21 protein-coding genes and 1 tRNA gene are annotated in these 25468 nt (G+C 45.1%); 10 read left to right on the top strand and 12 right to left on the bottom strand.

Annotation, left to right across the window (positions count from 1 at the left end):
• Positions 1 to 256: 256 nt before the first annotated feature.
• Both ABIB50_RS06495 and ABIB50_RS06490 read right to left on the bottom strand, forming a co-directional pair.
• Positions 257 to 1132 (bottom strand): PfkB family carbohydrate kinase, encoded by an 876-nt coding sequence (locus ABIB50_RS06495; RefSeq protein WP_429378255.1) that lies wholly within the window; start codon positions 1130 to 1132, stop codon positions 257 to 259.
• Between the two features lie 65 nt (positions 1133 to 1197).
• Entirely contained in the window at positions 1198 to 2421 is a 1224-nt protein-coding gene (locus tag ABIB50_RS06490) for a glycosyl hydrolase family 8 (RefSeq protein WP_429378254.1), read from the bottom strand.
• Between the two features lie 152 nt (positions 2422 to 2573).
• Between ABIB50_RS06490 and ABIB50_RS06485 the strand changes: the two genes are divergently transcribed.
• From ABIB50_RS06485 to ABIB50_RS06475, 3 genes are all read left to right on the top strand, one after another.
• Positions 2574 to 2762 carry a hypothetical protein gene (locus ABIB50_RS06485; protein ID WP_429378253.1) on the top strand — a complete coding sequence of 63 codons (189 nt, stop codon included), beginning with the start codon at positions 2574 to 2576 and terminating at the stop codon, positions 2760 to 2762.
• A 124-nt stretch (positions 2763 to 2886) separates the two neighbouring features.
• Positions 2887 to 3339, top strand: a complete 453-nt coding sequence (locus ABIB50_RS06480; protein ID WP_429378252.1) for a DUF1569 domain-containing protein — start codon at positions 2887 to 2889, stop codon at positions 3337 to 3339.
• 79 nt (positions 3340 to 3418) lie between these two features.
• Positions 3419 to 4081, top strand: coding sequence for an NAD-dependent epimerase/dehydratase family protein (locus ABIB50_RS06475; RefSeq protein ID WP_429378251.1), 663 nt, complete (start codon positions 3419 to 3421; stop codon positions 4079 to 4081).
• Between the two features lie 3 nt (positions 4082 to 4084).
• Here ABIB50_RS06475 and ABIB50_RS06470 read toward each other — a convergent pair whose 3' ends face one another.
• The 4 genes from ABIB50_RS06470 to ABIB50_RS06455 form a co-directional block, all read right to left on the bottom strand.
• Entirely contained in the window at positions 4085 to 4837 is a 753-nt protein-coding gene (locus ABIB50_RS06470; protein ID WP_429378249.1) for a DUF2334 domain-containing protein, read from the bottom strand.
• Between the two features lies 1 nt (position 4838).
• Positions 4839 to 5879 (bottom strand): PmoA family protein, encoded by a 1041-nt coding sequence (locus ABIB50_RS06465; RefSeq protein ID WP_429378247.1) that lies wholly within the window; start codon positions 5877 to 5879, stop codon positions 4839 to 4841.
• 230 nt (positions 5880 to 6109) lie between these two features.
• The gene (locus tag ABIB50_RS06460) at positions 6110 to 7465 is read right to left on the bottom strand and encodes a Gfo/Idh/MocA family protein (protein ID WP_429378246.1); all 1356 of its coding nucleotides are present in this window, start codon (positions 7463 to 7465) and stop codon (positions 6110 to 6112) included.
• 127 nt (positions 7466 to 7592) lie between these two features.
• Entirely contained in the window at positions 7593 to 9821 is a 2229-nt protein-coding gene (locus ABIB50_RS06455) for a putative Ig domain-containing protein (RefSeq protein ID WP_429378244.1), read from the bottom strand.
• Positions 9822 to 10042: 221 nt separating this feature from the next.
• Between ABIB50_RS06455 and ABIB50_RS06450 the strand changes: the two genes are divergently transcribed.
• On the top strand, positions 10043 to 10816 hold the full coding sequence (locus ABIB50_RS06450; protein ID WP_429378242.1) for a DUF3050 domain-containing protein: 774 nt from the start codon (positions 10043 to 10045) through the stop codon (positions 10814 to 10816).
• A gap of 96 nt (positions 10817 to 10912) precedes the next feature.
• Positions 10913 to 12004, top strand: a complete 1092-nt coding sequence (locus ABIB50_RS06445) for a serine hydrolase domain-containing protein (RefSeq protein ID WP_429378241.1) — start codon at positions 10913 to 10915, stop codon at positions 12002 to 12004.
• 97 nt (positions 12005 to 12101) lie between these two features.
• Here the strand turns inward: ABIB50_RS06445 and ABIB50_RS06440 are convergent, their stop codons facing one another.
• From ABIB50_RS06440 to ABIB50_RS06425, 4 genes are all read right to left on the bottom strand, one after another.
• Positions 12102 to 13460: a sulfatase-like hydrolase/transferase gene (locus ABIB50_RS06440; protein ID WP_429378239.1), complete on the bottom strand. Its 1359-nt coding sequence runs from the start codon at positions 13458 to 13460 to the stop codon at positions 12102 to 12104.
• A gap of 64 nt (positions 13461 to 13524) precedes the next feature.
• Positions 13525 to 14301 (bottom strand): zinc-dependent peptidase, encoded by a 777-nt coding sequence (locus ABIB50_RS06435; protein ID WP_429378237.1) that lies wholly within the window; start codon positions 14299 to 14301, stop codon positions 13525 to 13527.
• A gap of 21 nt (positions 14302 to 14322) precedes the next feature.
• Positions 14323 to 15039, bottom strand: coding sequence for a class I SAM-dependent methyltransferase (locus tag ABIB50_RS06430; protein WP_429378236.1), 717 nt, complete (start codon positions 15037 to 15039; stop codon positions 14323 to 14325).
• A gap of 255 nt (positions 15040 to 15294) precedes the next feature.
• Complete coding sequence (locus ABIB50_RS06425) at positions 15295 to 16053, bottom strand: polysaccharide deacetylase family protein (RefSeq protein WP_429378235.1); 759 nt, start codon at positions 16051 to 16053, stop codon at positions 15295 to 15297.
• Between the two features lie 67 nt (positions 16054 to 16120).
• On the opposite strand from ABIB50_RS06425, the gene ABIB50_RS06420 reads away from it, so the two are divergent.
• From ABIB50_RS06420 to ABIB50_RS06405, 4 genes are all read left to right on the top strand, one after another.
• Entirely contained in the window at positions 16121 to 16948 is an 828-nt protein-coding gene (locus tag ABIB50_RS06420; RefSeq protein ID WP_429378233.1) for an SGNH/GDSL hydrolase family protein, read from the top strand.
• Positions 16949 to 17034: 86 nt separating this feature from the next.
• Entirely contained in the window at positions 17035 to 18045 is a 1011-nt protein-coding gene (locus tag ABIB50_RS06415; protein ID WP_429378231.1) for a glycoside hydrolase family 43 protein, read from the top strand.
• Positions 18045 to 20159, top strand: a complete 2115-nt coding sequence (locus ABIB50_RS06410; RefSeq protein ID WP_429378229.1) for an alpha-galactosidase — start codon at positions 18045 to 18047, stop codon at positions 20157 to 20159. Before ABIB50_RS06415 ends, ABIB50_RS06410 begins: the two co-directional genes overlap by 1 nt.
• Positions 20160 to 20169: 10 nt before the next feature.
• Positions 20170 to 21225 (top strand): glycoside hydrolase family 43 protein, encoded by a 1056-nt coding sequence (locus tag ABIB50_RS06405; protein ID WP_429378227.1) that lies wholly within the window; start codon positions 20170 to 20172, stop codon positions 21223 to 21225.
• A 346-nt stretch (positions 21226 to 21571) separates the two neighbouring features.
• On the opposite strand, the gene ABIB50_RS06400 is transcribed toward ABIB50_RS06405, so the two are convergent.
• Positions 21572 to 21643 (bottom strand) — tRNA-Cys (locus ABIB50_RS06400).
• A 740-nt stretch (positions 21644 to 22383) separates the two neighbouring features.
• On the opposite strand from ABIB50_RS06400, the gene ABIB50_RS06395 reads away from it, so the two are divergent.
• The gene (locus ABIB50_RS06395) at positions 22384 to 23820 is read left to right on the top strand and encodes an alpha-L-fucosidase (protein WP_429378225.1); all 1437 of its coding nucleotides are present in this window, start codon (positions 22384 to 22386) and stop codon (positions 23818 to 23820) included.
• A 114-nt stretch (positions 23821 to 23934) separates the two neighbouring features.
• Here ABIB50_RS06395 and ABIB50_RS06390 read toward each other — a convergent pair whose 3' ends face one another.
• Positions 23935 to 25458 (bottom strand): carboxylesterase/lipase family protein, encoded by a 1524-nt coding sequence (locus ABIB50_RS06390; protein ID WP_429378224.1) that lies wholly within the window; start codon positions 25456 to 25458, stop codon positions 23935 to 23937.
• Between the last annotated feature and the right edge of the window lie 10 nt (positions 25459 to 25468).

Here is a 25468-nt window from a genome sequence, read left to right as displayed (position 1 = left end):
TAGTTAAAAACTAATCAATTTTTAATATACTTTATCAAGCCATGCTGATTTTAATAAAGCACCCGGTGCTTATTAAAAGAAAAATGCCTGCAAGCAAGATTAATTGGCTCAATTAAAAATGATAATAATGTAACAATAAACGGGCTAACAATGTTTAGATGACTTAATACCCACAATAATCGTATTAACTGTGTCAGGTGTTTCAGCTGTATCAGGTGTGTCAGCAATATCTGAAACACTGATACAATTAATTGCACTACACGCGCTGTATTAAAAAGCGGGTAACCTCATCCTCGTTACCCACAAATGGCCCCGGCGACATGGTTTTAAGCCCGGCCATAGCAGCGGCAAACTCGCCGGCTTGTTGGATGCCTGCGCCTTTTTTAATACGTTGGTATAAGTAACCGGCCATATAGGTATCGCCGCAACCGGTGGCATCTACCACCAGTTCCGGAAGATAAGCGGGGATATTATAAAAAACACCTTCGCTGTAAATTACAGAACCCTGGCTGCCATTGGTTATAACGGCCTCTTTAACGCCCAGGTCAGCCAAAAACTTTACGCCTTCTTCTACTGTTTGGTAGCGCGACAGCGCCGCCAGTTCGGCAACATCAGCTTTTACAATATCAATATATTGCAAGGCGTTCAGCTTATCGGGCCAATCGGTCAGGAATACTTTTTTGTTAACCACTTTACGCAGGTAGCCCTGCACATCTAATGATATTAAACCTTTGGCGGATAGTGTTTTTATAAAGTCTGTAGTAAAATCGCCGGCTAAAAGCGGCCCCAGGTGAAATGCTTTCGCCTCAACATTTAACAGCTGCTCCATGGTGAACGCGTCGGCTATCTGCAATACATTTTGAGTGCGATCGTCCTGGTTCTCTCCGTATATATTCTCGAATATCACCGTATGGGCGCTGGGTTGTACCCTTACTTCGATATCTTTATTGCGCAGGTGGTCTACATACTCCATTTCGGCAGCGCCAAGGGCCGTTACCAAAACATAATTTACATCAAGCTTATTTACCGCACACGAAAAATAGAGGGCCGTGCCCCCCGGCATGTGCATAATGCCCTTGGTATTAACAATTTTATCAGAAGTAATATGCCCTACGCAACAGATATCATACATGGGGGCAAGTTAATAAATTTGCCTTATGCGTAAAACCCAATTGTAACATATCTGCTGAATAAATTTTATTGCCAATAATTGCCCGACATGATGATCATATTTAACAGCTTAATGCTGTTGTCGTAATAGTCGTAATCCTTCAATTTAAAGCCAACCAGGTAATCCCATACATGGTTTAGCCAAACCTGGTTCTTACTATCAACCATTGCAGCTACACCAAAGGGCGCTACAAAACTTAACGCTTCAAAGTATCGCCCCTTTATATCATTACCGGCCAATGTATACCCGGCAGAAAGATTGTACGTATCATTATTAGTTGTCTCCCTTATCCAGCGGTTTATTTTGCCGGCGATATTTTTTGATCGCTTATCGCCGGTCAGCAAATAATCGGTAGCTATGCGCCAGGGTACACGGCAGGCGTTGTAATTATATTGCCCGTCATACTTATCCTCCAAAAAATGCGGTCCGGCTGGTTTTGGTTTTTTATTTAGGTTGATGATAAAATCGGGTAATAAACCGGCATCCGGGCTATAATTAACCTGCATATCATTAAACAGTTTATACCCCGCATCAATTACTTTGCCCCAGCGCTCATCATGTGTTGCCTGCTTAAAAGCTTTAAAATGGGCGGGCATAAAATCAGATGACCGCATGGCGAAATAATCCTTGCTTTCTGCTTCCACGCCATCACTCAGCAAAACCGACCAGCTTGTCGGGTTGATCTCATATCGCATAATTGCGCTGATCATCGCTTTGGCTTCCTGGAGATAATTGATCGTTCCCTTATCTCCCCATTGTTTTGACGCTAATAACAGCGAAAAAGCAATATCCATATCACCATCCGTTGCCGAGGTTTTGTCGAGGTCCGTTCCGTTTGTTTTTTGTGCCCAAGCCATCAGGTATTTATTTCGGCGACTTGGGTGTGCCCGGGTATAGCTGAATAAATTATCATAGGTCGACCTGGCTGCTGCGTCATAGCCGGCCATTAGTACGGTGATGATCATACCATAGCCCTGCCCTTCAGACACGCATTGCTTACCTCCCCTGCCCTCAAACCAAATATAGCTTTGGGGTTTGCCGGGTACGTTTTTTACAAACCGGGTTTTCCATTGCGTGTAGAAACTACGTACCGCGTTATCCCGCTGTAACTGGCTGATATGATTTGGCTTGATGGTCCCCGTAAAATAGCGCGGATGTTGAGGAAACGGTTTTGCAATCTGCAGGGCATTCCCCCAACTACTGTTGCAGATTGATAACGTAAGCAATATAGCTATACCCTTAGCCCCCATTTTTTAAAAATACTTTATTTAGTGCATTGCGGGGTATAATTTCCCATATTTTGCGGTTTAGGCCGAGCAACCAGCCGCGGCTTTAACCTGGAAGCTACCCATCTAAATTGGTGCTGTATTTGCTTTTATTTTATTCATTAAGTAGTAAGCCGATGAAAAAGATGTTCAGATTTGATCTCGCGTGGGTTATCCTGTTTTTGGTTGTATCAACGCTGATCACCTTAAACTTTATGGACGAAGAAGGTGCGCGTAACCAGTTTGCAGGTATAGTGTTGGCGGTATGCGGCGTAATGTTTGTTGGTAACATGCTGTTACGCAGCCTTACTAACAGAATAGGATAACTGACCAGATTTAATACCCCTGTTACCGGGTCCGCGAAAGTTTTTGCGGGCCCTTTTTTATCGATATTAGTTTTGCCAACGGGCTAAAAATCATCATCTTTAGACAACCAGATGATAATTAATCATGAAAAGTGTATTTAACCCCGCCGATGTTGCCGAGCTAACAGATCGTATAAACAAATTAACCACGCAAACCCAACCCTTGTGGGGTAAAATGGCGGTAGCGCAAATGCTTGCCCATTGCAATGTAAGTTATGAAATGGTTTATACGGATAAGCACCCAAAGCCTAATCCTTTTTTAAAATTTATATTGAAAACATTAGTAAAGAGCAAAGTGGTGGGCCCCGTACCTTATAAACATGGTAATCCAACCGCTCCTGCTTTTATTATTAAAGATGAACGCGATTTTGAACTGGAAAAAGGCCGATTAATTGACCACCTTAAGCAAACGCTTGAATTAGGCGAGAAACATTTTGATGGTAAGGAATCACACTCGTTTGGTAAACTACCTGGTGGTGAGTGGAACACCATGTTTTATAAACATCTCGACCACCATTTAACGCAGTTTGGGGTGTAGGTTAAAATCTGCTCAAACAAAATAATTTAAAATGTTTTATATTGTTGATCGTCTACATTAACAAGCAACAATTACAGGCATGAAAATCAAAGTTATTATTACCGGAGCTACCGGCATGGTAGGCGAAGGGGTGTTATTACACTGTTTGGCTAACGCCGACGTAGCCGAGGTACTAATTGTTAACCGTAAACATTACGACAGGCAGCATCCAAAGCTAAAAGAATTATTGGTTCCCGATTTTATGGACCTTACCAAAGTTGCCGACCAGCTAACCGGTTATGATGCCTGTTTCTTTTGCGCCGGTGTAACATCTGTTGGTAAGAAGGAACCAGAGTATACGCATCTTACTTATGACATCACCCTAAACTTTGCCGAAACGGTGGCTAAGCTTAACCCTAATTTGGTTTTCACCTATGTTTCCGGCGCCAGTACAAACAGCAGCGAACAAGGATCGGTAATGTGGGCGCGCGTTAAGGGCCGCACCGAGAATGCGCTGTTTAAACTCCCCTATAAAAGTGCCTACGCTTTCCGCCCCGGGATTATGAAACCGGTAGATGGGCAACAAAGCTTAAACGGGGTGTATAGATGGTTTATGTGGTTGTACCCTGTTGTTAATTTCCTGGCACCAAAAGCTACGCTTACACTGCACGAAGTTGGGCAGGCCATGATAAATTGTGTTATTAAAGGGTATCCTAAGCCCGTGTTGGAGATTGAGGATATAAGGGCAGCGGCAAAAGCTTAGCGACTATTTAGTCGACAGGTAATAATCATACGGCAAAACAAACTCGCATTTTTGTGCGATCAGAAAATCCAGGATCTTATTAAACTCGGCAATACGTGCGGCATCCCACATGTTTGGGTGTCCCTGTAGCACCATATTATCTTTGTACCTGCCTTTATATTTCTGATAGTCGGCTACAAAATGATCATAGTTAACCTGCCCGGTGGTTATCTCCATTTCTACCCGGTTATTGTAGTTTTTCACCCTGGGAATCTCGTCCGTTTTAAAACTGCCGAACAGGAATACCTTAATATCGCCCTGTTCTTTAATTACTGTGTTTGTAACCGAGTCGCTGGCATTATAAGGCGATCCAAACGTACGCATGGTTATGCCAAGCAATTGTTTTACCCTTGCCTGCGCTTTCGCTAAATGGCCTTTCTGAAAGTCGTAACCCGTGCCCTTAAACTCCATGTTGTTAGCGGGTGGGTTGTTGTTAGAATGGTTAAAGCCATGGTTCCAGATCTCAAACAGTTTTTCGCCTTTATCATTTCTCGCTGCCAGGTATTTGCTGTATGCTATCCCAGCGGTCGAATCTAATTGTGCGGCAATAACACCTAATCCGGCTTTAATTTTACGCTGCATCAATATGTCTATTACCGGCGCGGCGCTACTGCGGCCGTTACGGCTGCCCAGATCGTCCAATTTTATCATGATCCGGGGCTGCGCCATAGCGTTGCTCAATACCAATAATAAAACCAGCGCGAGGGTATATCTCATCTTACTTTTTAGCAAAACTTGCCGCGGCTGTATTAAGCTGATCTGCCGATAGCTTTTCGCCTGCATTAGCTATCACGATACGATATTTAAAAGTAACGGATTCGCCCTTTTTTAGCGTCAGGTTCTTTTCGGATTTACCATTGGTAAATATCTTTTCGCCCAATGGGTTTGCCGCAAACAGGCCGTAGCCCCTGGCATGCCAAAAGGTAGGATAATTGGGGTTTTGCGGGTGATCGATAATAGCGATGCTTATCATATCATTACCCATTTTGCCATATACCAGGCACCATACACCGCGGGTACTCCAGGCCGCATCGCCTGTTTTACCTGCGCTGGTTAAGTAGTTGCCATTGGCTAAAGGGTCGGTGCCACCTTTTACAATGGTTACAATACCTTTATCATCCGTAAATTTTTGATCCTCTTTTGTTGGCATTTGCAGTTCGTGCGCCAGGCGCAGGCCCAGCATACCATCCTTAGCATCGTTAAATTTGGCATCCATAACCGCTTTAAGCGTAGTTATCCGGTCGATAACACGTTGGCTGCCGGTCCCGCTAAATTCAAAACGGGTTGTTTCCTCCAGTATAACTTCTTTGGCCTGGTTGGTCCAGTTAGCATGATAGGTCAGGCTGCCGGTAGTACCGTTCTTAGTTTCTAAAACTTTATCCGTACGGATCCAGCCATACTGGCTTTTTTTGGCCGCAGGTATGGCGTAGCTATTATTCCAGAAATCAAGGCCGTTCAAATTTTCATAGTTGAACCATAAACCAATATGATGCGGGTGATCCGTCGCGTCGCCGGCGCGTTTGTCCAGCGGGAAACTACGGGTTACTACCGTGCCGTTAGCCGCATGCAGCGGATATAAAACAGGTTTTTCAAGGGTATCCGGATACAAAAAACTGGTGAATGGCTTCCCGCCTATCAGCACATCAACCTTTTTATCTTTTGCCGATTTAACCAGCGTTACTTGCTGTTGTTGTGCAAGAGCAATGGTTGATAGCGCTGTCATAGTAATAGCTAATGCCGCTTTCCTGATCTGGTTCATTTTAATAGTATTTCACTGTTTCACCCGGGGTGTTTCACTCTGTTTTTTCAAAAACACACAAAACAGCATAAATAGCTTTTGCACAAGCTGTTAAATGTAATTATTTAAAGCTTTTGTACTGTTTCAAAGTGTTTCACTCAATTTTTTAGTTTGCTTATTATCAGCACCTTAACTCAAAAGAGTGTTTCAAGTGTTTCACTTTTTTGTGAAACACTTTAGCATTAATTTCTTTAATATTTAAATACTTTACCACCAACCATCACTTCCTGCGTAGCCTCATCAAAAGTGGCTTTTAAGCCTGTATGTGCGGCCGCATTGGTCATTATAAGCGCTATAGCATGGCTGTATCCTGCTTCAACCGGGGCGTTAGGCTGTTTACGGCTGCGCACACATTCCATCCAGTTACGCACGTGGTTTGACGTTAACGCGTCGCCACCGGTATTGGCTGATGTAACTACTTTTTCCGTATTCTTCAGGCTGATCTCCGGCAACAAGTTGGCTTTCATCCCCATGGCTTTAGCCATCTTTTCGGTAAGGCCACCTTTGGCTGTCACTTTATTGGTTACCAGGTTTAGTTCACCGCCATTTGAGTAATATAGTTCAGAAGGATCATCGTCGCCATTGTGCATGCGCGAGGCAAATGTTACCTGGAAGCCTGAAGCAGGGTCATTTGCCGGCCCGTAGTCAAAAGCAGCCGATATGGTATCCCAATTACGGCGGCCATCTTTCCACATATAAATACCACCGTTAGCAGTTACGCTGCGCGGATGTTTTAACCCGCTAAACCAGTGCACTGTATCTATCTGGTGGCTCATCCACTGACCAGGTAACCCTGATGAATAAGGCCAGAACAGGCGGAACTCTAAATATTTACGCGGATCGAACGCTTCGTAAGGCCGATTCATTAACCAGCGTTTCCAATCGGTATCCGATTCTTTTAGCAGCGGTACCACATCTGGTCTGCGCCAGCGTCCGGGTTGGTTTACGTTCCAGGTTAGCTCAACCATTGTTATCGGCCCAAACTGGCCCGATTTTATAAATTCGTCGGCAGCATGGTAATTGGCACCGCTACGGCGCTGCGAGCCTATTTGTACTATCTTACCGGTTTCTTTTACTGCTTTAAGTGCAAAACGGGCATCTTCCATAGTTTCAGCAAACGGCTTTTCGCAGTAAACATCGCAACCGGCGCGTACTGCTTCGGCGCAATGGCGCGCGTGCTGGAAATCGGCAGTACTCATAAATACAGCGTCGACCGATTTGGCACCATACATTTCTTCGTTATTGCGGTATGCTTTAACCGTGTTATCCATCTTTTTACTCCACGCAGCAGCACCTTCTTCACGGCGCCTGTTCCAGATATCTGATACTGCCACTACTTCAAAATTTAGCTCTTTGTAATGGTTCATGAAGCAAGGCATGTGCGAGCTTTTATGACGATCAGAGAAGCCAACAACACCTACACGCACACGATCATTGGCACCAATAATACGTTTATAGCTTTTGGCGCTTAAGCCGGTTTTGGCAAGCATTACTCCGGCACCGGCAATTGATGCCTGCCTGATGAAGGTACGACGTGATTTTTCCATACGGATCAAATAATTTAGTAAATTGGTTATGCCGGCATGAACCGGTGGTTTTCAAATATCAATTAAAATAACTTAAAAAGGTATAGTTATACTTAAAAGTTACGCATACGATTGCGTAACCTTTCTGTTATTTGGATACCCTTATTAACAACACCCCATGCGGCGCTACTTTGCCGCCTACTGTAGAGCCGGCTGCAACAATTGGCTGCTGGCTCCATATATTACGGAACTTATGGTACCCGGCTAAAGCAGGATCGTTTTTAGCAAGCGACAGCGTTTGATATTTATCAGTCAAGTTAAACAAGCCGATAGCTTTGCTGCCATCTTTTAACTCTTTAACCCATACCTGGTAATTATCATTCTTTATATACTGGCGGGCGCTTTTGCCTAATGCATCCTGGTTAACGGCTATTACTTCATCATTGGTAAGCAGGCTTAGCGTAAACCTGTCCAGATTACCCATATCACAACCAATTAACAGCGGCGATGCCAGCAAGCTCCACAAGCTAATGTGCGAGTATTGCTCATCAAAAGTAAGGCGACTTGGATGCAGGCTTGGGCCCCAGCCTACTTTACCTACAACCAACATGTCCGGATCGTTAAAATGGCCCGGACCTGCAAGCGGCGCTGCTTTATCCTGGTTAAACCCAATGCCCGACATGCTGGCCCAGGTATCAGTTATATCACCCGTTGTGCGCCAGCTGTTACCACCGGCTTCGGCACCCCAGTTCCATACGCTGCCCATACCATACTGGCAAAAGCTGTAAAGGATATCGCGGTTAGCTTTGTTTAACGATGCACGCATTTCCTGGTAAGGCTTTTTCATCTCGTCCAGATTAGGGCTTCTTGGCGCTATCTGGCCGTACGAGCACCAATCATATTTTAAATAATCAATACCCCATTCGGCATAGGTTAAGGCATCATCATCCTCATGCTGATAACTGCCTAAATAGCCCCCACAAGTTTTTGGGCCGGGAGATGAGTAGATACCCATGCGCAGGCCTAAGCTATGCACATAATCAGTTAGTCCGCGCATATCCGGGAACTTACTGTTTGGGGTGATCTTGCCATCAGCATTACGAGCGGCCGCTTCCCAGCCGTCATCAATATTAATATAGCCCCAACCATGGGCAGCCAAACGCTCGGCCATTTCGCGGGCAGAGATGCGTACTTTTTCATCGTTTACGCTAAGGCCCCAGGCGTTCCAGCTGTTCCAGCCTAAAGCGGGTGTAAGGCCAATGTTATCGCCAATAGCTAAGGTGAATTTTTTGGTATCGGTACCAAATTTATTACTTACTGTAAATATAAGCGGGTAGTTGGCCGCCTTAGCAACAAAGCCGGTTATGATACCTGTTTTAGTATCCAATTTTAATCCGGCCGGTAAACCGGTTGCTTTGTAAGTTAACGGCGTTCTGCCTGTAGCGGGTATTAAATACAACACCGGGTGGCCGGGGCGTACGCCAAATATGTCTGCCCCGTTTATCCGTGGCACCCTTGATACTGCCGGGGTTAATATGTATGGCGTAGTTTCTGTTTGAGATAATTCAACACCTGTTTTGGTATCTTTAAACGTATAGGTTACCAGGTATGATTTCTTTTGCGATGGTGCAAAAGCAAACCACCATGTAAATGGCTTTCCGTTAGTGAAATGTGCCGTATCTGTTTTTTGAGTATTAATAATTTTGTTTGTTTCCGGATCGGTAACAATAACAGATAATTTACCACGATATTGATAATGGTTCTTTGAAACCAGTTGTATGGATTTGCCTAATGAGTTCTTGTCGCCATAGCTAAAATCTTTACCGGTATCAAACTGTGTCCCTTCCATAATATCGCTCATCCGGATATTATACTCGGACGCTAAACCGTAGACACCGCCGTCGCCGCCGGTATCATAAACGCGTATGGCCAGTACATTATCCTTATCCCATTGTACGGCCGGATTATTTGCCGCAACCACATAGCTGCGGTGCCCATATTTGCTTTCTTTAATATCGCCGCCACGGCCACCGTATTTACCTATCAGTTTACCATTAAGATATACTTCATCGTTATCATCAATGCTGCCCAGGCTTATAATAATACTGTCTTTTAAATATGCTTTTTCTTTTATAGATGATGGTATAACCACGTGCAGGCGGTACCACCCAAAACCATCATAATTAGCATGGCCCTGGCGCTCCCACGGGCGGGTAATGTTTGCGTTTTGCCAGCCTTTATCATCAAAGTTAGGTGCAGACCAGCCGGCATCATCGCCTATCGACATCTTCCAGCCTTTTACCAATGAAATGTTTTGTGCGTCCGCCTTAAAGCATAAGGCAAGCAATACCAAAAAGATCAGGTTTTTCTTCATCATCTTTATTATTTAAGAATATATATAGTTGGTTATAATCCGTTTGACTAACGGTGTATACAAATAAAAGAAAAAATACGACAAGTATACATAAGTAAGGTTATTTTCGATTGCGAAAAGTGACATCATTGCGAAAATATACAGCCGGAAGGGGTATAAACTGACACGCTTTTGATTGTCGCTTGCTTACTGATATTCTATCTTTGCCCGCCAACGCACTTGTGATGAACGAACATATTGCCAAATTAAAACAAACCATAACTCCTTTAAAAGAGCAGTTAATAAGCCACCCGCTTTACAGCAAAATAAAAACGCTGGGTAACCTGCGGGTATTTATGGAATACCATGTATTTGCTGTTTGGGATTTTATGTCGTTGCTCAAATCATTACAACGCAACTTAACTTGTGTTGATTTGCCGTGGATGCCGGTTGGCGATGCCAATACCCGCTACCTGATAAACGAGATTGTAACCGGCGAGGAAAGTGATGTAGATGAGAACGGTAACCGCACCAGCCATTTTGAGCTATATGTAAAAGCCATGCAGCAGGCCGGCAGCGAAGCTAAAGCCATAACCGCATTGTTTAAAGAGTTAAGTACCGGTAAAACGATTGAAGCGGCATTGTTAAACCCGGAGATTCCGGTGGCTACCCGCAATTTTGTAAACCATACCTTTAACGTTGTTCAAGCCGATGGCACCCATATACAGGCCGCCGTGTTTACATTTGGCCGCGAGGATTTGATCCCAGGTTTATTTATCAGCATGGTGCGCGAGTTAAATACCAGTTTACCGGGCAAGGCCGCAACCTTGCTTTATTACTTAGAGCGCCATATCGAAGTAGATGGCGATCACCATTCACACCTGGCTTATGAAATGACGGCATCGCTTTGCGGCGAAGATGAGGCTAAATGGGCTGAAGCCACACGTGCGGTGCAGGATGCTTTACAAGCCCGGGTAGATTTTTGGGATGGCATCCTAACAGTTATCAGATCTAATTAAAACCAATAGGTTAAACCTTGGGGGTGTTATTTTATCTAACAGCAATTAACATAGTTACTTACTATATTTAGTACACCACCTTACCCGGTTTTTGATATGAAATTAAACATACTTTTCGCCGTGCTATTAGTTTGCGGCAGTGTTAGCGCAACCTTTGCCCAACGCGATACTAAGAAACTGGATACCTGGCTGGATGATGAGGCCGGCGAAATGGGTGGCCGTGCCATACTAATGGTTTATAAAGATGGCAAAGTGATTTATAACCATTCTGTCAACAAAATGAATATGCGCCAGAAGATGGTAAATAAGTTCATAACCAAACGCCAGGGCAAAATCGCCGACCAGGACGATTACACCCCAACATCGCGCGAAGCGATTGCCAGTTGCAGCAAGTGGCTAAGCGCCGCCCTGGTAATGACTTTTGTTGATGAGGGAAAGCTAAAGCTTACGGATACCGTTGGTAAATTTTTGCCGGTACTATCTGCAGGCGGCAAGGGCAATATCACTATCGGCCAATGCCTGTCGCACCAAACAGGTATTAAGCCGCTATCGTTAAAGGACGACCTGCAGGAATTAAAGAATACTGCCAATATGGATGAAGCCATGCAAAACATAGCAAAACTTGATATGGAAGGCCAGCCGGGCAGGGTGTTTCATTACAGCAATGTGGGTTTGCAGATTGCCGGGGCAGTTGTGGAGAAGATTGGCGGCAAAACATTTCAAACCTTATTTGCCGAGCGTATTGCCAAACCACTTAATATGACAAATACTGATTGGGGCACCGGCAAAGTTGCCTTGCCTGCAGGTGGCGGCATCAGCACCCCGCAGGACTATCTGAATTTTTTAGTGATGATATTAAACAAAGGCGAGTTTAACGGCAAACGGATTCTGAGTGAAAGCAGCATAGCCCAAATGCAGATAAACCGAATTACAGCCGATGTTAAAGTCGCCTACTCGCCGGGCGAAGCGGGTAACATGGGCTACGGCTATGGCGAATGGGTGAGCAAAAGTGCATCCGCAGCTGATACGGGCCTGCCAATTAGCAGCCCCGGTTTGTTTGGTAGTTTCCCATGGGTTGATTATAAAAATGGTTATGCCGCTATTTTAATGACCTTTTACATTAATAACAAAGGCCGCAATGAGCGGTATAAAGAATTGAAAGGTTTGGTTAATGAAATGGTGAAGTGAAACCTTTTGTCATTCTGAGCATAGCGAAGAATCTACCGAGCGGCGCGCGCCTAATTTGCAGATTCTTCGCTATGCTCAGAATGACAGTTTAGGTGTGTTATTGCGTAAATACTTCTTCCAACCAAGCCTTATGCGTAGCTAATAAACGCTGTACAATATCCGGGTGCTTATCCGCAACATTGGTTTTTTCTGAAGGGTCATCTTTCAGGTTAGTCAGGAAATAGCCCTCAGGCGTTAGCTCTGCTTTTGTTGCTTCAAGTGGGCTATGCAATAGCTTCCACTCACCATCCAGCACCGACCATTGCGGGTTGGCATTGCCGCCGCCGCTTTGCCAGTTAAACACCGGATGATTTGTTTTTACATCGGCCGAATTGATGATCGGCACCAGGCTCTGACCGTCAACTTTACGAGCCGGCATTTTTATATTGCAATAAGCCGCAAGCGTAGGGAACCAGTCTACATTGGTTGCTACCTGGGTACGCACCTGGTTTGCAGGGATATGTTTTTGCCAGCTGATGATGGCAGGCACGCGCACACCACCTTCAAACAAGCTAAATTTAGACCCGCGATACTCTCCTGCCGAACCACCGCCGCCAAAGGTGCGGTCCTCGCGCGAAAAGCCCTGGTCTGACTGGAAAACGATGATCGTATTTTCCCTTAATCCCAATTGATCCAGTTTCTTTAACAGGTCGCCAATGTTCTCATCCATAGTTGAGATACTGGCTGCATACTTATCGCGGGGCGATGGCAGGTTCTTATAATAGCCCAGCCATTTCTTTTTGCCCTGTAACGGGTAATGCGGATTGTTGATGGCCCAATACATAAAGAAGGGTTTATCCTTATTCTCAGCCATGAATTTGCCGGCCTCGTCCACCATCATATCAGGAAAGAACTTGCCTGCTTCGTTTATCTCGGTGCCATTTCTCCATAGGTCATGGCGGTTAGGTCCTTCCCAATAAAAAAAGTGCGAGTAGTTATCAATACATCCACCCATAAACCCAAACGAATATTCAAACCCCTGCGCGTTTGGTTCGGTTTCTTTATTATAACCGATATGCCATTTACCAATATGCGCGGTTTTATAGCCCGCGTCTTTAAACAATTCGCCCAAAGTATATTGCGAGCCGGACATACCTGCTACACCTTCTTTTGATGGCCCCATGAGCGGCAAGCCTGCACGCTGCGGATATCTGCCCGTTAACAATGCGGCCCTTGACGGCGAGCATATCGGCGAAGCCGAATAGAAATTTGTAAACCTAACCCCGCTCCTTGCCAATCCATCCATATTGGGGGTTACCAGGTCTTTAGATCCATAGATATTCATATCGGCGTAGCCCTGATCATCCGTATAAATAATAATAACATTAGGGCGTTTGGCGACTTGCTCTTTGGTGTAGCCTAAACAGCAAATACCGATAGCGGCTATAACGACAACGGGTAGTAAATTTTTCTTCATAACAGGTTTTATTATATATGGGGATATATAAACTTGCGGCTAATCTACTAATATACCCGGAATATTACGCAGGTTTTTGCCTGAAGATCTTACTTAGCTGCTCATAAAGCTCGGGGTGCTTTTCTTTAAACTGGGCGGGTTTCTCAAAAAAATATTCGGATGCGACGGCCAGGAACTCGGCTTCATTAGTGGTGGCGTAAGGGTTGATGTCTGAGTGCCCCTCGTTAATGCGGTGCATTTCTTTATGCATCAGGCTTAGCCAGGGTGTGGCATAATCATGTTCCAATAATTGCTCGGGTACGCCGTCAGTAGCGCCGTCTGATTTATCAACCAGGTGCACAAACTCATGGATGGCGGTATTTTCTTTACCCGACGTCGGCGAGAACCCCTTAAGCAAGGCAGGCCGCGACAGGATCATCTGCCCGTTCATATAACCTGTACCTACCATCCCCTGAATATTGCGGCTGCCGCCTTCAAACTGGTATTCATGATCGAACGTATCCGGGTATAATATCACGCTGGTTAGCAGGTCGCGGTATTCCCAATCGCCCAGGCCAAATACAGGTATTACCGCGCTCGACGCGATAAGCACCCGGTCAACATCCGTAATTTCCGTCCCTACACCCTCAATGTTCACCGTTTGCAGGAATAGGGCTACCTGCGATTCGAACCGGCGCTTTTCAGCATTACTTAACCGGTGATAATAGTCTACCCGGCTGTCTAAAAGTTGGCGCAGCGGTTTGTCCAGCTGTTGGAAACTGGCTGATGTAGTGCTTCCTTTTTTACGGAAGATGATAAAAGCCAATAAGGCGAGAATGGGTATGATAATGGCGAAATACATAGGCGCAATTTAGTATTTTGGTTAATCCTTCTGGTACACTAAAAAGTGCTGTATCGGCATAAATTCGCCGTCCTGCTTTAAATGAAAGCCGTTGGCATTAAGTTCTTTATTTAACTGGTAGATGCTGGTTTTGTGTAAGGGTTTGATCTCGATAGTTGGATCCTCGGCGCGATATTCCAATAGCAGTAACTTGCCATCCTTCTTTAACGAACGCCGTATGGCCTGCAGCATTTCGTGCGGGTAGGATAGCTCATGATACACATCAACCATTATGGCCAGGTCGATAACGTTATCAGGCAGGTTAGGCGACTTTTCGCCCCCCCTCACTACAATCACATTGTTTAAATTTAGCTGTGTGCTGCGTTGCTTTAAAAAGGTTAGAGCGGGCTGCTGTATCTCTACGGCGTATACTTTGCCCTGCGGTACTTTGGCCGCTATCGGGAAGGTATAATAACCCGTTCCAGCACCAATATCGGCAACCACGCTGGCTGCAGTTATGGGTAGTTTGGCTATCGCCTTTTTGGTGTTCTCTTCCTGTTCGCGCGTGTTGCGTTCCAACCAGGCGGCGCCTTCAAAACCCATTACGTGGGCAATTTCGCGGCCTTTGTAGTATTTGCCGGTGCCATCGGGCGTGGCGGGTTTGTAGGTGTAGTTGGAATCTGCCAGGCGTTGCTGCGCATGCAGGCCGGGGCAGGTAAGCCCTATCCCCAAAAGCAACATTAGTTTTAAATAACGCATAGTATTAAAAGGTTATTTTTGACGATTTCTTTTGTTTCACAAAATAGTGGAACAAATGAAACAGATGAAACAAAATTTTGACTTAACTATTTAAATATAAGCAAATTACAAAAATAAGGTGAAACAAAATGAAACAACTTTTAAGTCAGTATTTTTACGCATAATTATAATTTATTAATTTGATTATCAAATTAATACAAAAACCGGGTTTTTGCCCTTTGAAACAAGCCGGGTGAAACAAAAAATATAAAAAAACTACCTTGCTTTCCTCCCCGCCAACTCGTTCATTGTCATAAATTTCATCTTATTCTTTTTTACAAATTCACAGATCAGGCGCAGGGTGGCATAGTCTACCTCGTGTTGTTTTGGGTCGGCAACGGGTACGGGCTTGTGCGAGTACACGCACAATACCGTATTATGATCGCGGGCGTACGTAAGCAGGCTGGTCATATATTCGGGCGAGAAATATGGATAATGTATTTCCATACCCATGCCGTCAATAAGCGGTTTGCCCTGGTAAAAACAACCGTTGTCTTTGTCGGCTTTTTCCTTGCTGCTTACCCCACGTAACATGGTAAATGTTTTAAGCAGGGCGCTGTCCGTTTGCCCGGTGCGTGTGCCGTTAGGGTAAGCAAATGAGGTTACTTTAAACCCCATATCGCGCATGGGCTGCAGCTGGGTAAAATCGTCTGTCAGGTATTGGTCAAGCGTATGGGTCTTTAAATATTCGGCAGCATTGATATGTGTAGTACCGTGGTAGCCTATTTCGTGGCCTTCGGCCTGCAGGTTCAATAATTTTTGTTGCAGGTTTGGCTTTATCTTACCAAAGGCCGATACAAAAAAGGTAACCTTCCATTTATATTGCGGGTAAAATATCGAGTCGGCTTTAACCCATTCATTCACAAAATGGTCATCCAACGATATTACTACACCGCCATACTGTGCACGGGCGGGTATAGCCAAACCTATCATCGCCATTAATATTACAAAACCCCTGCTCAACAACTTTTTCATTAGGTGAATATAGCAAGTATGTTTGTCGCGATAAATAAATATCTTTAAAAATCACTCCGAACCAATTATGAGAAAGACCATATTATTGATCATCGCGTTAGCATTATTTACTTCGTTCGCGCCGCATAAAGAGTTAAAGTGGATGGCCATTGGCGACTCTATTACTTTCCATAACGGTCGAACGGAGTATACAAAGGGCCGGCTTACCAAAGGTTATATGGATGATGTGGTGGAACAATTACCCTACGTGCATTTTGCCAATCATGGCTACCCGGGCTGGACCGCTAAAGGTATTGCCGAAAACTTTGATCACCTCGGGATTGAAAAGGCAGATATCTATTCGGTGTTTTTAGGGACGAATGATTGGTGGGTAGGCTTCCCGATTGGAACCGTGGCCGACTACGATAACAACACCGGTGCTGGCACCGTTTATGGCGCGTACCGCATCATTATAGATAAGATCCGTGCTCAAAACAGCGATGCTCTTATCATACTGTTAACACCTATGCAGCGTACAGATTATGTTGATATCAATAACCAGGCAAGTATTATACACGGCGCTTATAAAGACCACAATGGTGTTAAGCTGTCAGACTATGCCGACGCTATTAAAAACATAGCCAAACTTCAAAACCTTAAGCTGGCCGACCTTTATTACAAAAGCGGCATCACCATAAAAAACGCCGTTAACTATAAACGCTTAAAAGACCCGGCCACCGGCGCGTACAAGAATTATAAGTATCCTGATTATATAGGCATCCCCTTCAACCCAACAACCGATGAGTATCCGTACCCAATTGAAGCCATGAACATGACCTACGATGGCCTCCATCCAACTGACAAAGGCCATGCTATAATAGCTAAAATGCTGGTTAAAATAATGAAGCAATATTAGTATGGAAATTGTTACTTGTTAAGTGCGGAAGGCTCGCCATGGCTCAACATAAAAATTCTATATTTACGCTAACCATTATATCCCGCATGAAAAAATTACTTGTTGTTATCCTGCTTAACATAAGCCTGGGCAGCGCTTTCGCCCAAACTTTTACCAACCCCGTTTTACCTTCGGGACCCGATCCCTGGAATATTTACAAGGATGGTTATTACTATTATACCAACTCCACCGGGCAAAACCTTACTATCTGGAAAACAAAGGATTTGACTGAACTAAGATCGGCAGAGAAGAAAGTTATCTGGGTACCGCCTGCAGGCACTATGCATTCAAAAGAGCTATGGGCGCCCGAGCTGCATTTTCTTAACGGCAAATGGTACATGTATTTTGCTGCCGATGATGGCAAGAATGACCATCACCGCATGTATGTGGTAGAAAATCCTTCGGCCGACCCATTACAAGGCGAGTGGACCTTTAAGGGCCAGGTTGGCGACGAAACCAATAAATGGGCCATTGACGCTACCATATTTGAGAATAAGGGTAAGATGTATATGCTTTGGTCGGGTTGGGAAGGCGATAAAAATAATATGCAGAATATCTACATAGCACAAATGAGCAACCCGTGGACCATCAGCAGCAAGCGTGTAAAACTATCAAGCCCAACCTATAAATGGGAAACCAACAGCGGCATCGGCGTGCTGGTAAACGAGGGCCCGGAGATCCTAAAACATGGCAACAAATTGTTCCTGATCTATTCGGCCAGTGGTTGCTGGACAGATTTTTACGCCTTGGGGATGTTAACCGCCCCGGCAAATGCCGATCTGCTGGATAGCTTATCCTGGAAGAAATCGCCCGAGCCGGTATTTTCGCAAAACCCCGATAACAAGATCTATGCGCCAGGCCACAATTCATTTTTTAAATCGCCCGATGGCAAAGAGGACTGGATCCTGTACCACGCCAATACCAACCCGGGCGATGGCTGTGGTAATAAACGTGCGCCGCGTGCGCAGCAATTTACCTGGAATAAAGACGGAACCCCCAACTTTGGTGTACCGTTGAAGGATGGTATCGAGCTTAAAAAGCCTTCAGGAACTAAATAATGAAACCGCGGTTAGCTATATTTTCCACGTTCCCTCAGGGTCTCCCGGCGGGGACCCTGAGGTTGTTTGCACTATATCTCACATTTAGCACCTCCCTGTTTGCCCAAACCACGCTAACCAAATGCAAGGCTACGCTAACCGGCGACACCCTGGTATTGGAAAACAACTTGGTTAAACGAACCTACAACTGGAACAACGGCAATTTAAAAAGCTATTCGTTAACTGATAAACGTTCAGGATATACATGGCAACTGGCCGGTAAAGCACCCGACCAATTGTTCCCCGGCGCGGGCAATGCCGCTAACGGAAAACTAACCGTTACCCAGGTGAGCGCTACGCCGATAAGCACCGCTTTTTTACAAGCTGAGGTTGAAGTTAAGTTAGGCGCACTGGGGGTTAAAAAGATCTTCAGAATTTACCCCGACTGCCCCGCCATAGCCTGCGATTATTATTTAAAAGGCAGCTTGAAAGCGCAATGGGCTGGCACAATAGCCAGCAAAGGCGATTTGCGGAATGTAGAAACCGATAAAAACGCCGCCATTCCACAGGGCGTTAGTGTTATGGAAACGCTGGCCCTCCCGGGTAAACATTGGAATATAAAAACCACCCAATTTTTTGACATCACCGACCAAAACAATACGCTGGTACAGGAGCATGAGCAACTGTTGTACCGGTCGGAAAGCCGCATTGCCGGAAATGTTTTATTTGCCGAAGAAACCGGCGGAACACATGGTATTTTTATTTTAAAGGAAGCGCCGTCGTCTGATGTGCAACTGGCTTATCCCGGCGCAGATTTTTCAGTGCAGATAGGTAAAGTACAGGCGTTAGGTGTTGGCGTAAATCCCGCCGACTTATCGCCCGATAAATGGACACGCTGCTATGGTTTTGTTACCGGTGTAACCACAGGTGGCAGGTTAGGTCAGTTAAGTGCATTACGCACCTATCAGCAGCAGGTACGCCTGCACCAGCCGGGCCGCGATGATATGGTGATGATGAACACCTGGGGCGACCGCAGCCAGGACAAGCATATTGGCGAAACATTTACCATAAATGAGCTGGAAGCCGCGCACCGTTTGGGTATAACGCATTTCCAGATTGATGATGGCTGGCAGTCGGGGCGGTCGGCAAACTCGGCATTCGCGGGTGGTACGCTTACCAAGATCTGGGATAATCCAAACTACTGGAAACCCGACCCGGTAAAATTTCCGCATGGCCTGAGCGTAGTTGTGCAACGCGGCAAGGTATTGGGTATTAACGTGTGCTTATGGTTCAATCCAAGTAAGGATGACAGCTACGCCCACTGGCAAAATGACGCCGAGGCTTTGATCAGCCTTTACAAAACCTACGGCATTAACACTTTTAAAATAGATGGCGTACAGGTAACCGATAAAAAAGGCGAAGTGAACCTGCGCAAAATGTTTGATACGGTGATGTTGGTTACCAACAACCGGGCTGTTTTTAATTTGGATGTTACAGCGGGCCGCCGTTATGGCTACCATTATTTTAATACCTACGGCAATATTTTTTTAGAAAACCGTTATACCGACTGGAGCAATTACTACCCGCACTGGACGTTGCGTAACCTCTGGATGCTATCGGCCTACGTGCCGCCGCAAAACCTGCAGCTAGAGTTTTTAAATAATTACCGCAACGCGGATAAGTATGATAAGGACGACAAATTCGCCCCGTCAAAAGTATCCATGGAGTATGAATTTGCCCTAACCATGATGGCGCAACCGCTGGCCTGGATGGAGGCTACCGGCTTACCTGAAAAAGCATTTACCATTGCCCCGGTTATTAAGAAATACCGGCAGATCCAGCCGGACATTCATGCCGGGCAGATCTTCCCGCTGGGTAATCAACCATCCGGCACTTCATGGACGGGGTTTCAATCAATCAAAAACAAAGAGGGCTACCTATTGATCATCCGCGAATTGAATAAGGAAAACAGCACTATCATCCGCACTTATTTGCCGGCGGGTAAAGAGGTTAGCTTTAAAAAAGTATTAGGCGAGGGGCAGGATAAAACGGTAATAGTTAAACCCAATGGCGAGGTTAGCTTTAGCCTGTTAAAACCAAACTCGTATGTGCTTTATAAATATAAAGTGCTTTAAACTAAATGATATGAAGAAGAATCTACTCAAACTGTATATACTTATTTTGTTGGCGACATCGGTCCAGTTAGCTAACGCACAGGCTAAGAAACCTACAGATGTTTACCTGCTTACCTATTTCCGCCAGCGTTACCCAACACGCATTGAGATTGATGCAGCAACCGGCAAAACCATTGAAGTGCCCTTACCAAACCCCATGCTGATAGCGAAATTGCATATCGCGATATCAACCGACGGCCGGCATTGGACACCGATAAACGATAATAACCCGATTTGGGATCAAAACATCCGCGATCCGTTTATACATCGTGGCGCCGACGGTTTATGGCGATTGGTAGCAACGGGCGGCGGCCGCGCAGCACCCGACCGCAGGCAATTTGGACCGAGCTGTTTATATGCTACATCAAAAGATCTGATCCATTGGCAGCTTGATAGTTATCTGCCGTTAATGAAGGATGTAAAAGACGAGAACGGTGCGATGGTACGAAATATATGGGCGCCTGAGTTTTTTTATGATGAAGCGACAAAGGAATACACACTGTTTTGGTCGTCGACATTTGAGGATGCCGGCTGGAAAAAGAGCCGCCTTTGGTATTGCAAAACTACCGACTGGAAAACTTTTACCCCGGCCAAAGTACTGTTTGCACCGGGCTACTCGGTAATAGACGGCACCATGACCAAACACAATGGCACCTACTACCTGGTACATAAAGAAGAAGAGTTTAGCCCCGCCACCGGCGAGCGCCGCGGCATCCGCGTAGCGACCTCGAAAAATTTAGAAGGCCCTTATACCGTTTATGACGGACCACTAAACAAGGGTCAGATAGCCCCAACCATTACCGAGGGACCAAGCGTTATGGCCGACCCGATAAAACCAAAGGGCTGGTTATTGTATTACGATTTCCCGATGGCCGACCATTATGGCATCTCGTCATCGCCCGACCTGTTTAACTGGACCATTGAGCAGGATATCAGCATACCACCCGATGCAAGGCATGGCAGCTTATCAAGGATAACGGCGGCAGAAGCGAAGGCTTTGAGGGAGGCGTATCCAAGTAGTAAGTAAGTGTGTTGTTTAACGCTTGTATCACTTATCGAATGAGCCGTAGGCTCGACAATATTTTGTAGCGACGGGTTTCAACCCGTCGTTATAGCCCAAATCCAAAAGAGAGTGCCGTCGGCACGACACATATTATATGGGCCGAGCCTACGGCTCTTAATACTTTTCTTTTATTTTTCTACGGGTTGAAACCCGTAGCTACAATATTGGCCGAGGCTACGCCTCTTTTTGGGTTTATTAACTTCTGGCAATTTAGCCTACTACTCTCACACAAACAAGTAAAGCCCCTGATGGGCAGGGGCATTTACTTAACCAATTATAAACCAAATTATGAGAGAGAGAATTTTTATTGAGGCGTGAGAACGGATTCGAACCGCTGTACAGAGTTTTGCAGACTCCCACCTAACCACTCGGCCACTCCGCCTTGTTTTTCATAGCTTTTACGATCTGTTAGTTTTCAATAATGCTTGCTTATAAAATTGTTCGCCCGCCTTTTTAAAGCTGGCATTTGCCACATCATACAGGTGAATACCATTTACATGGAACGGATTTAGACATACCAATGGTTGTGCGGTGATAACACCGACCACAGGCTTAATTCTTTTTTCTATTTATCCTGGTTAAACTTCCACCGATAAGCCCGCATAGGGCCGCGAGACCTGTCACAAATATTATCGTGATAATCCAAGTCAAAACAGATGGGCTATTTTTCAGGTTGCCGGTATTCGCGCTAAGCAACATGCAGATTTTCCACCCAATAGTTGAGTCTATTAAGCCTATGGTCGCTGCTATTAAAACTCCTGTTTTTAAATTCCGTTCCTTTGTTGCAATAAAGCCAAAAGTGCCATATAAAATAATTGAGATCGGTAATAAAATTGTATAGTTAAACACCCATTGCCGTGATGCTACTGCCCCTAAAAAATCTATTAGGCAAATGCTACCTATCCCGCATAAAAGTATTTTATACTCCTTTTTCATTCAGTAAGTTTTGTGCCACTAAATTAGAAATAATAACAACCATCACTGAGAATATTATACCTCCTTTGTAACCGCCGATAAAAAAGCAAAGCCCCTGATTTAATAGTAACTATTTTATAAGTCTAACATAGTCAATATTTTATATAGTTCATTTTAATTATATTCGTGAACCAATTTTATCCCAAAATGAGAAAGATCGCTTCCTTTATACTGTTATTGCTTGTCTGTACCTTGTTAAAAGCGCAGGAACATCAAATGTCTAAAGCCTATGTAGTGCCTGCGGATACTTTGGTTCAAAAAAAGCTGCGCCAATGGCAGGATTTGAAATTTGGGTTATTTATGCATTGGGGGCCATACAGCGAGTGGGGTGTGGTAGAAAGTTGGAGCCTTTGCCCCGAAGACGAACCCTGGGAACAGCGCGACCCGAAACATGGAGCAACCTACTTTGAATATAAAAAGAATTATGAAAACCTGTTGACGACCTTCAATCCCACAAACTTTAACCCTGAAAAATGGGTAAAAGCGGCTAAAAATGCCGGGATGAAATACGTGGTATTTACCACTAAGCACCACGACGGTTTTTCGATGTTTGATACTAAACAAACAGATTATAAAATAACCAGCCCACGCGATCCTTTCTCGTCAAATCCGAGGAGTAACGTTACTAAGGAGATCTTTAACGCTTTTAGTAAAGAGAACTTTATGATAGGCGCCTACTTTTCAAAACCCGACTGGCATAATGAAAATTATTGGTGGCCATACTTCCCGCCTATGGGCCGGAATGTAAATTATGATCCCGCCAAACACCCCGAGCGCTGGCAAAAGTTTAAAGACTTTACCTATAACCAAATTAGCGAGCTGATGACCGATTATGGCAAGGTGGATATATTATGGTTAGATGGTGGCTGGGTAAGGCCAAAGTCGACGTTCGACCCTAAATCGCCTGACTATAAAAAGATCTATGACCAGGATATAGACATGGCTAAAATAGCTATGATGGCCCGTAAAAAACAGCCGGGTCTGATTGTAGTTGACCGTACCGTTCCCGGCGAGTTTGAGAACTATACAACTCCTGAACAGAAAGTACCAAACGAGCCGCTTGACCATCCATGGGAAAGCTGCATCACCATGGGCAACTCCTGGAGCTATGTACCGGGCGATAAATATAAATCAGTTAACCAGATCGTGTCGTTGCTGGTAAAGATCGTATCAAGAGGCGGTAACCTGTTAATGAACATCGGCCCCGGCCCTGACGGCGATTGGGACCCTATAGCTTACCAGCGCCTGAGCCAGATAGGCGACTGGATAAAGATTAATGGTGAAGGAATCTATGGCAGCACGTCTATCGCCCCCTATTCGGAAGGGAATGTGTTTTATACAAAATCAAAAAATAGCAATACCATCTATGCCTTCAACCTGTCTGACAATGAAAAAGTAAAAATGCCGCGCACGGTTACGCTTCATTTAAAGGACATCAAAAAAATCAAAAAGATTAGCTTGTTGGGTGTTGATAAGAAGATAAAATTCAGTGAAACGGCTGATGCATTGAACATAACTATACCCGCTGACTTGCAGGAGAATAATAAACTAACACAGACGGCTACTTTTAAGATACAGTATTAAAAAGGTCCATTAATAACGATGTCATTTCGACCAACGGGAGAAATCTATACAAGACAGGTTTGCGACTTATAGATGTATAGATCTCTCCCTGTCGTTCGATGACAATACTATTTATTATAAAAACGTATCCATCATCACATACCGTTTCGCATTCTTTTCCGGTTGCGATTTGCTTTCTGTATCAATAACCATAACCTTAGGGATACTGCTTTGCAGGCCATACCAGATTGGTAAACCCGGTCCGTTTGGATTGCCTGTTTTAACAAAGTTTACAAAAAAGTTTTGCATAGTTTCAGATGCTTTGTAATCGTCAGCCGTCCAGGCATACACTTTATTGGTTGACAGGTTGCCCAAAGCGTATTCAATATCCGACGCATGTGCCGCACCTATTGAATGATCAACCGTACCTGCCGGCGCATTTGCCATCACCGGGCGCTTTTTAGCAAACAGGTAGCGGTAAACCGGGTGCCCGTTGGTTTTGCTATGCAGGTCGATAAATTTCCAGGTTGCGTAAGCTATAAACCGGTCCGATGACAAGTCTGTTGCTACCTGCAGCACGTCGGCATCCGTATTAGCCTGGTATACTTTCAGGATATCTTCGGCGCGGTCGCCATATAGCTTTTGTACCGCAGCTTTATAGTTTTCAACTGTTGGCTCGGCCCTGCCCAATACATTGCCGGCACCAACTTCGGCAGTGTTCCAGCCGGCCAATAATGGTACATCCATTTGCCTGCCGGTAGAAAATATAGCCTGTGGCGATTCGGGCAGGAAATAACCATCGATAGTGGTTGGGAAATATCCGCGTGCTGATATTTTCAGTAAAGTATCGGCAGGGATCTTACGCAGATCAGCCAGAGTAATGCCTCTTGCAAACGTAACGCCCCTTTGCTCGGCATCCGCCAAAGGTACCGGCGACAGGTTACCCAGGAACGAGCCGCTTTCGCCTATGCCCCCAACAAATAGTCCTTTTGACAATGGCGACGCGATTTGTCCGCATACAGACATGGACCCTGCCGATTCGCCCGCTATAGTTACTTTATTAGGGTCGCCGCCAAAGGCCGCGATATTTTTCTTAACCCATACCAGCGCCGCATGCTGATCCATCAAACCATAATTTCCTGACGCGTGATGAGGCGATTCCGCAGTTAGCTCCGGGTGAGCCAGAAATCCAAATATGCCTAAACGATAGTTTACCGTAACGGTGATAATTCCTTTTTTAGCCAGCGCTTCGCCATCATAGCGGTACTCTGATCCGTCGCCCGCGTTTAGCCCGCCGCCATAAAAATAAACCAGTACAGCTAATTTTTCTGTTACCGATTTTGCCGGGGTCCAAACATTCAGGTACAGGCAGTCTTCGCTTTTGCCATCGCTCCTAAACATCATGTCGCTATAAATTGCGCGCTGCATTGCCTGTGGTCCAAAATGATCTGCCTTGCGCACGCCTTTCCAGTTTTGCGGGGCTTGTGGCTCTTTCCACCGTAAATCGCCTACAGGTGGCTTGGCAAAAGGGATACCTTTATAAGATATTACACCGCTTGCTTCGGTAACGCCTTGTAGCATGCCATTGGCCGTTTTAGCTTGTTGCGCATAAGTTTGCACGCCTAAAAGCGTCAACATTAAAACAAATATTTTTTTCATAATTCAGGTA

Origin of the sequence: Mucilaginibacter sp. UYCu711, from assembly GCF_050433825.1 — a bacterium.
In the GTDB taxonomy this organism is placed as follows: Bacteria; Bacteroidota; Bacteroidia; order Sphingobacteriales; family Sphingobacteriaceae; genus Mucilaginibacter.
This window is presented reverse-complemented; position numbering and strand designations above follow the sequence as displayed.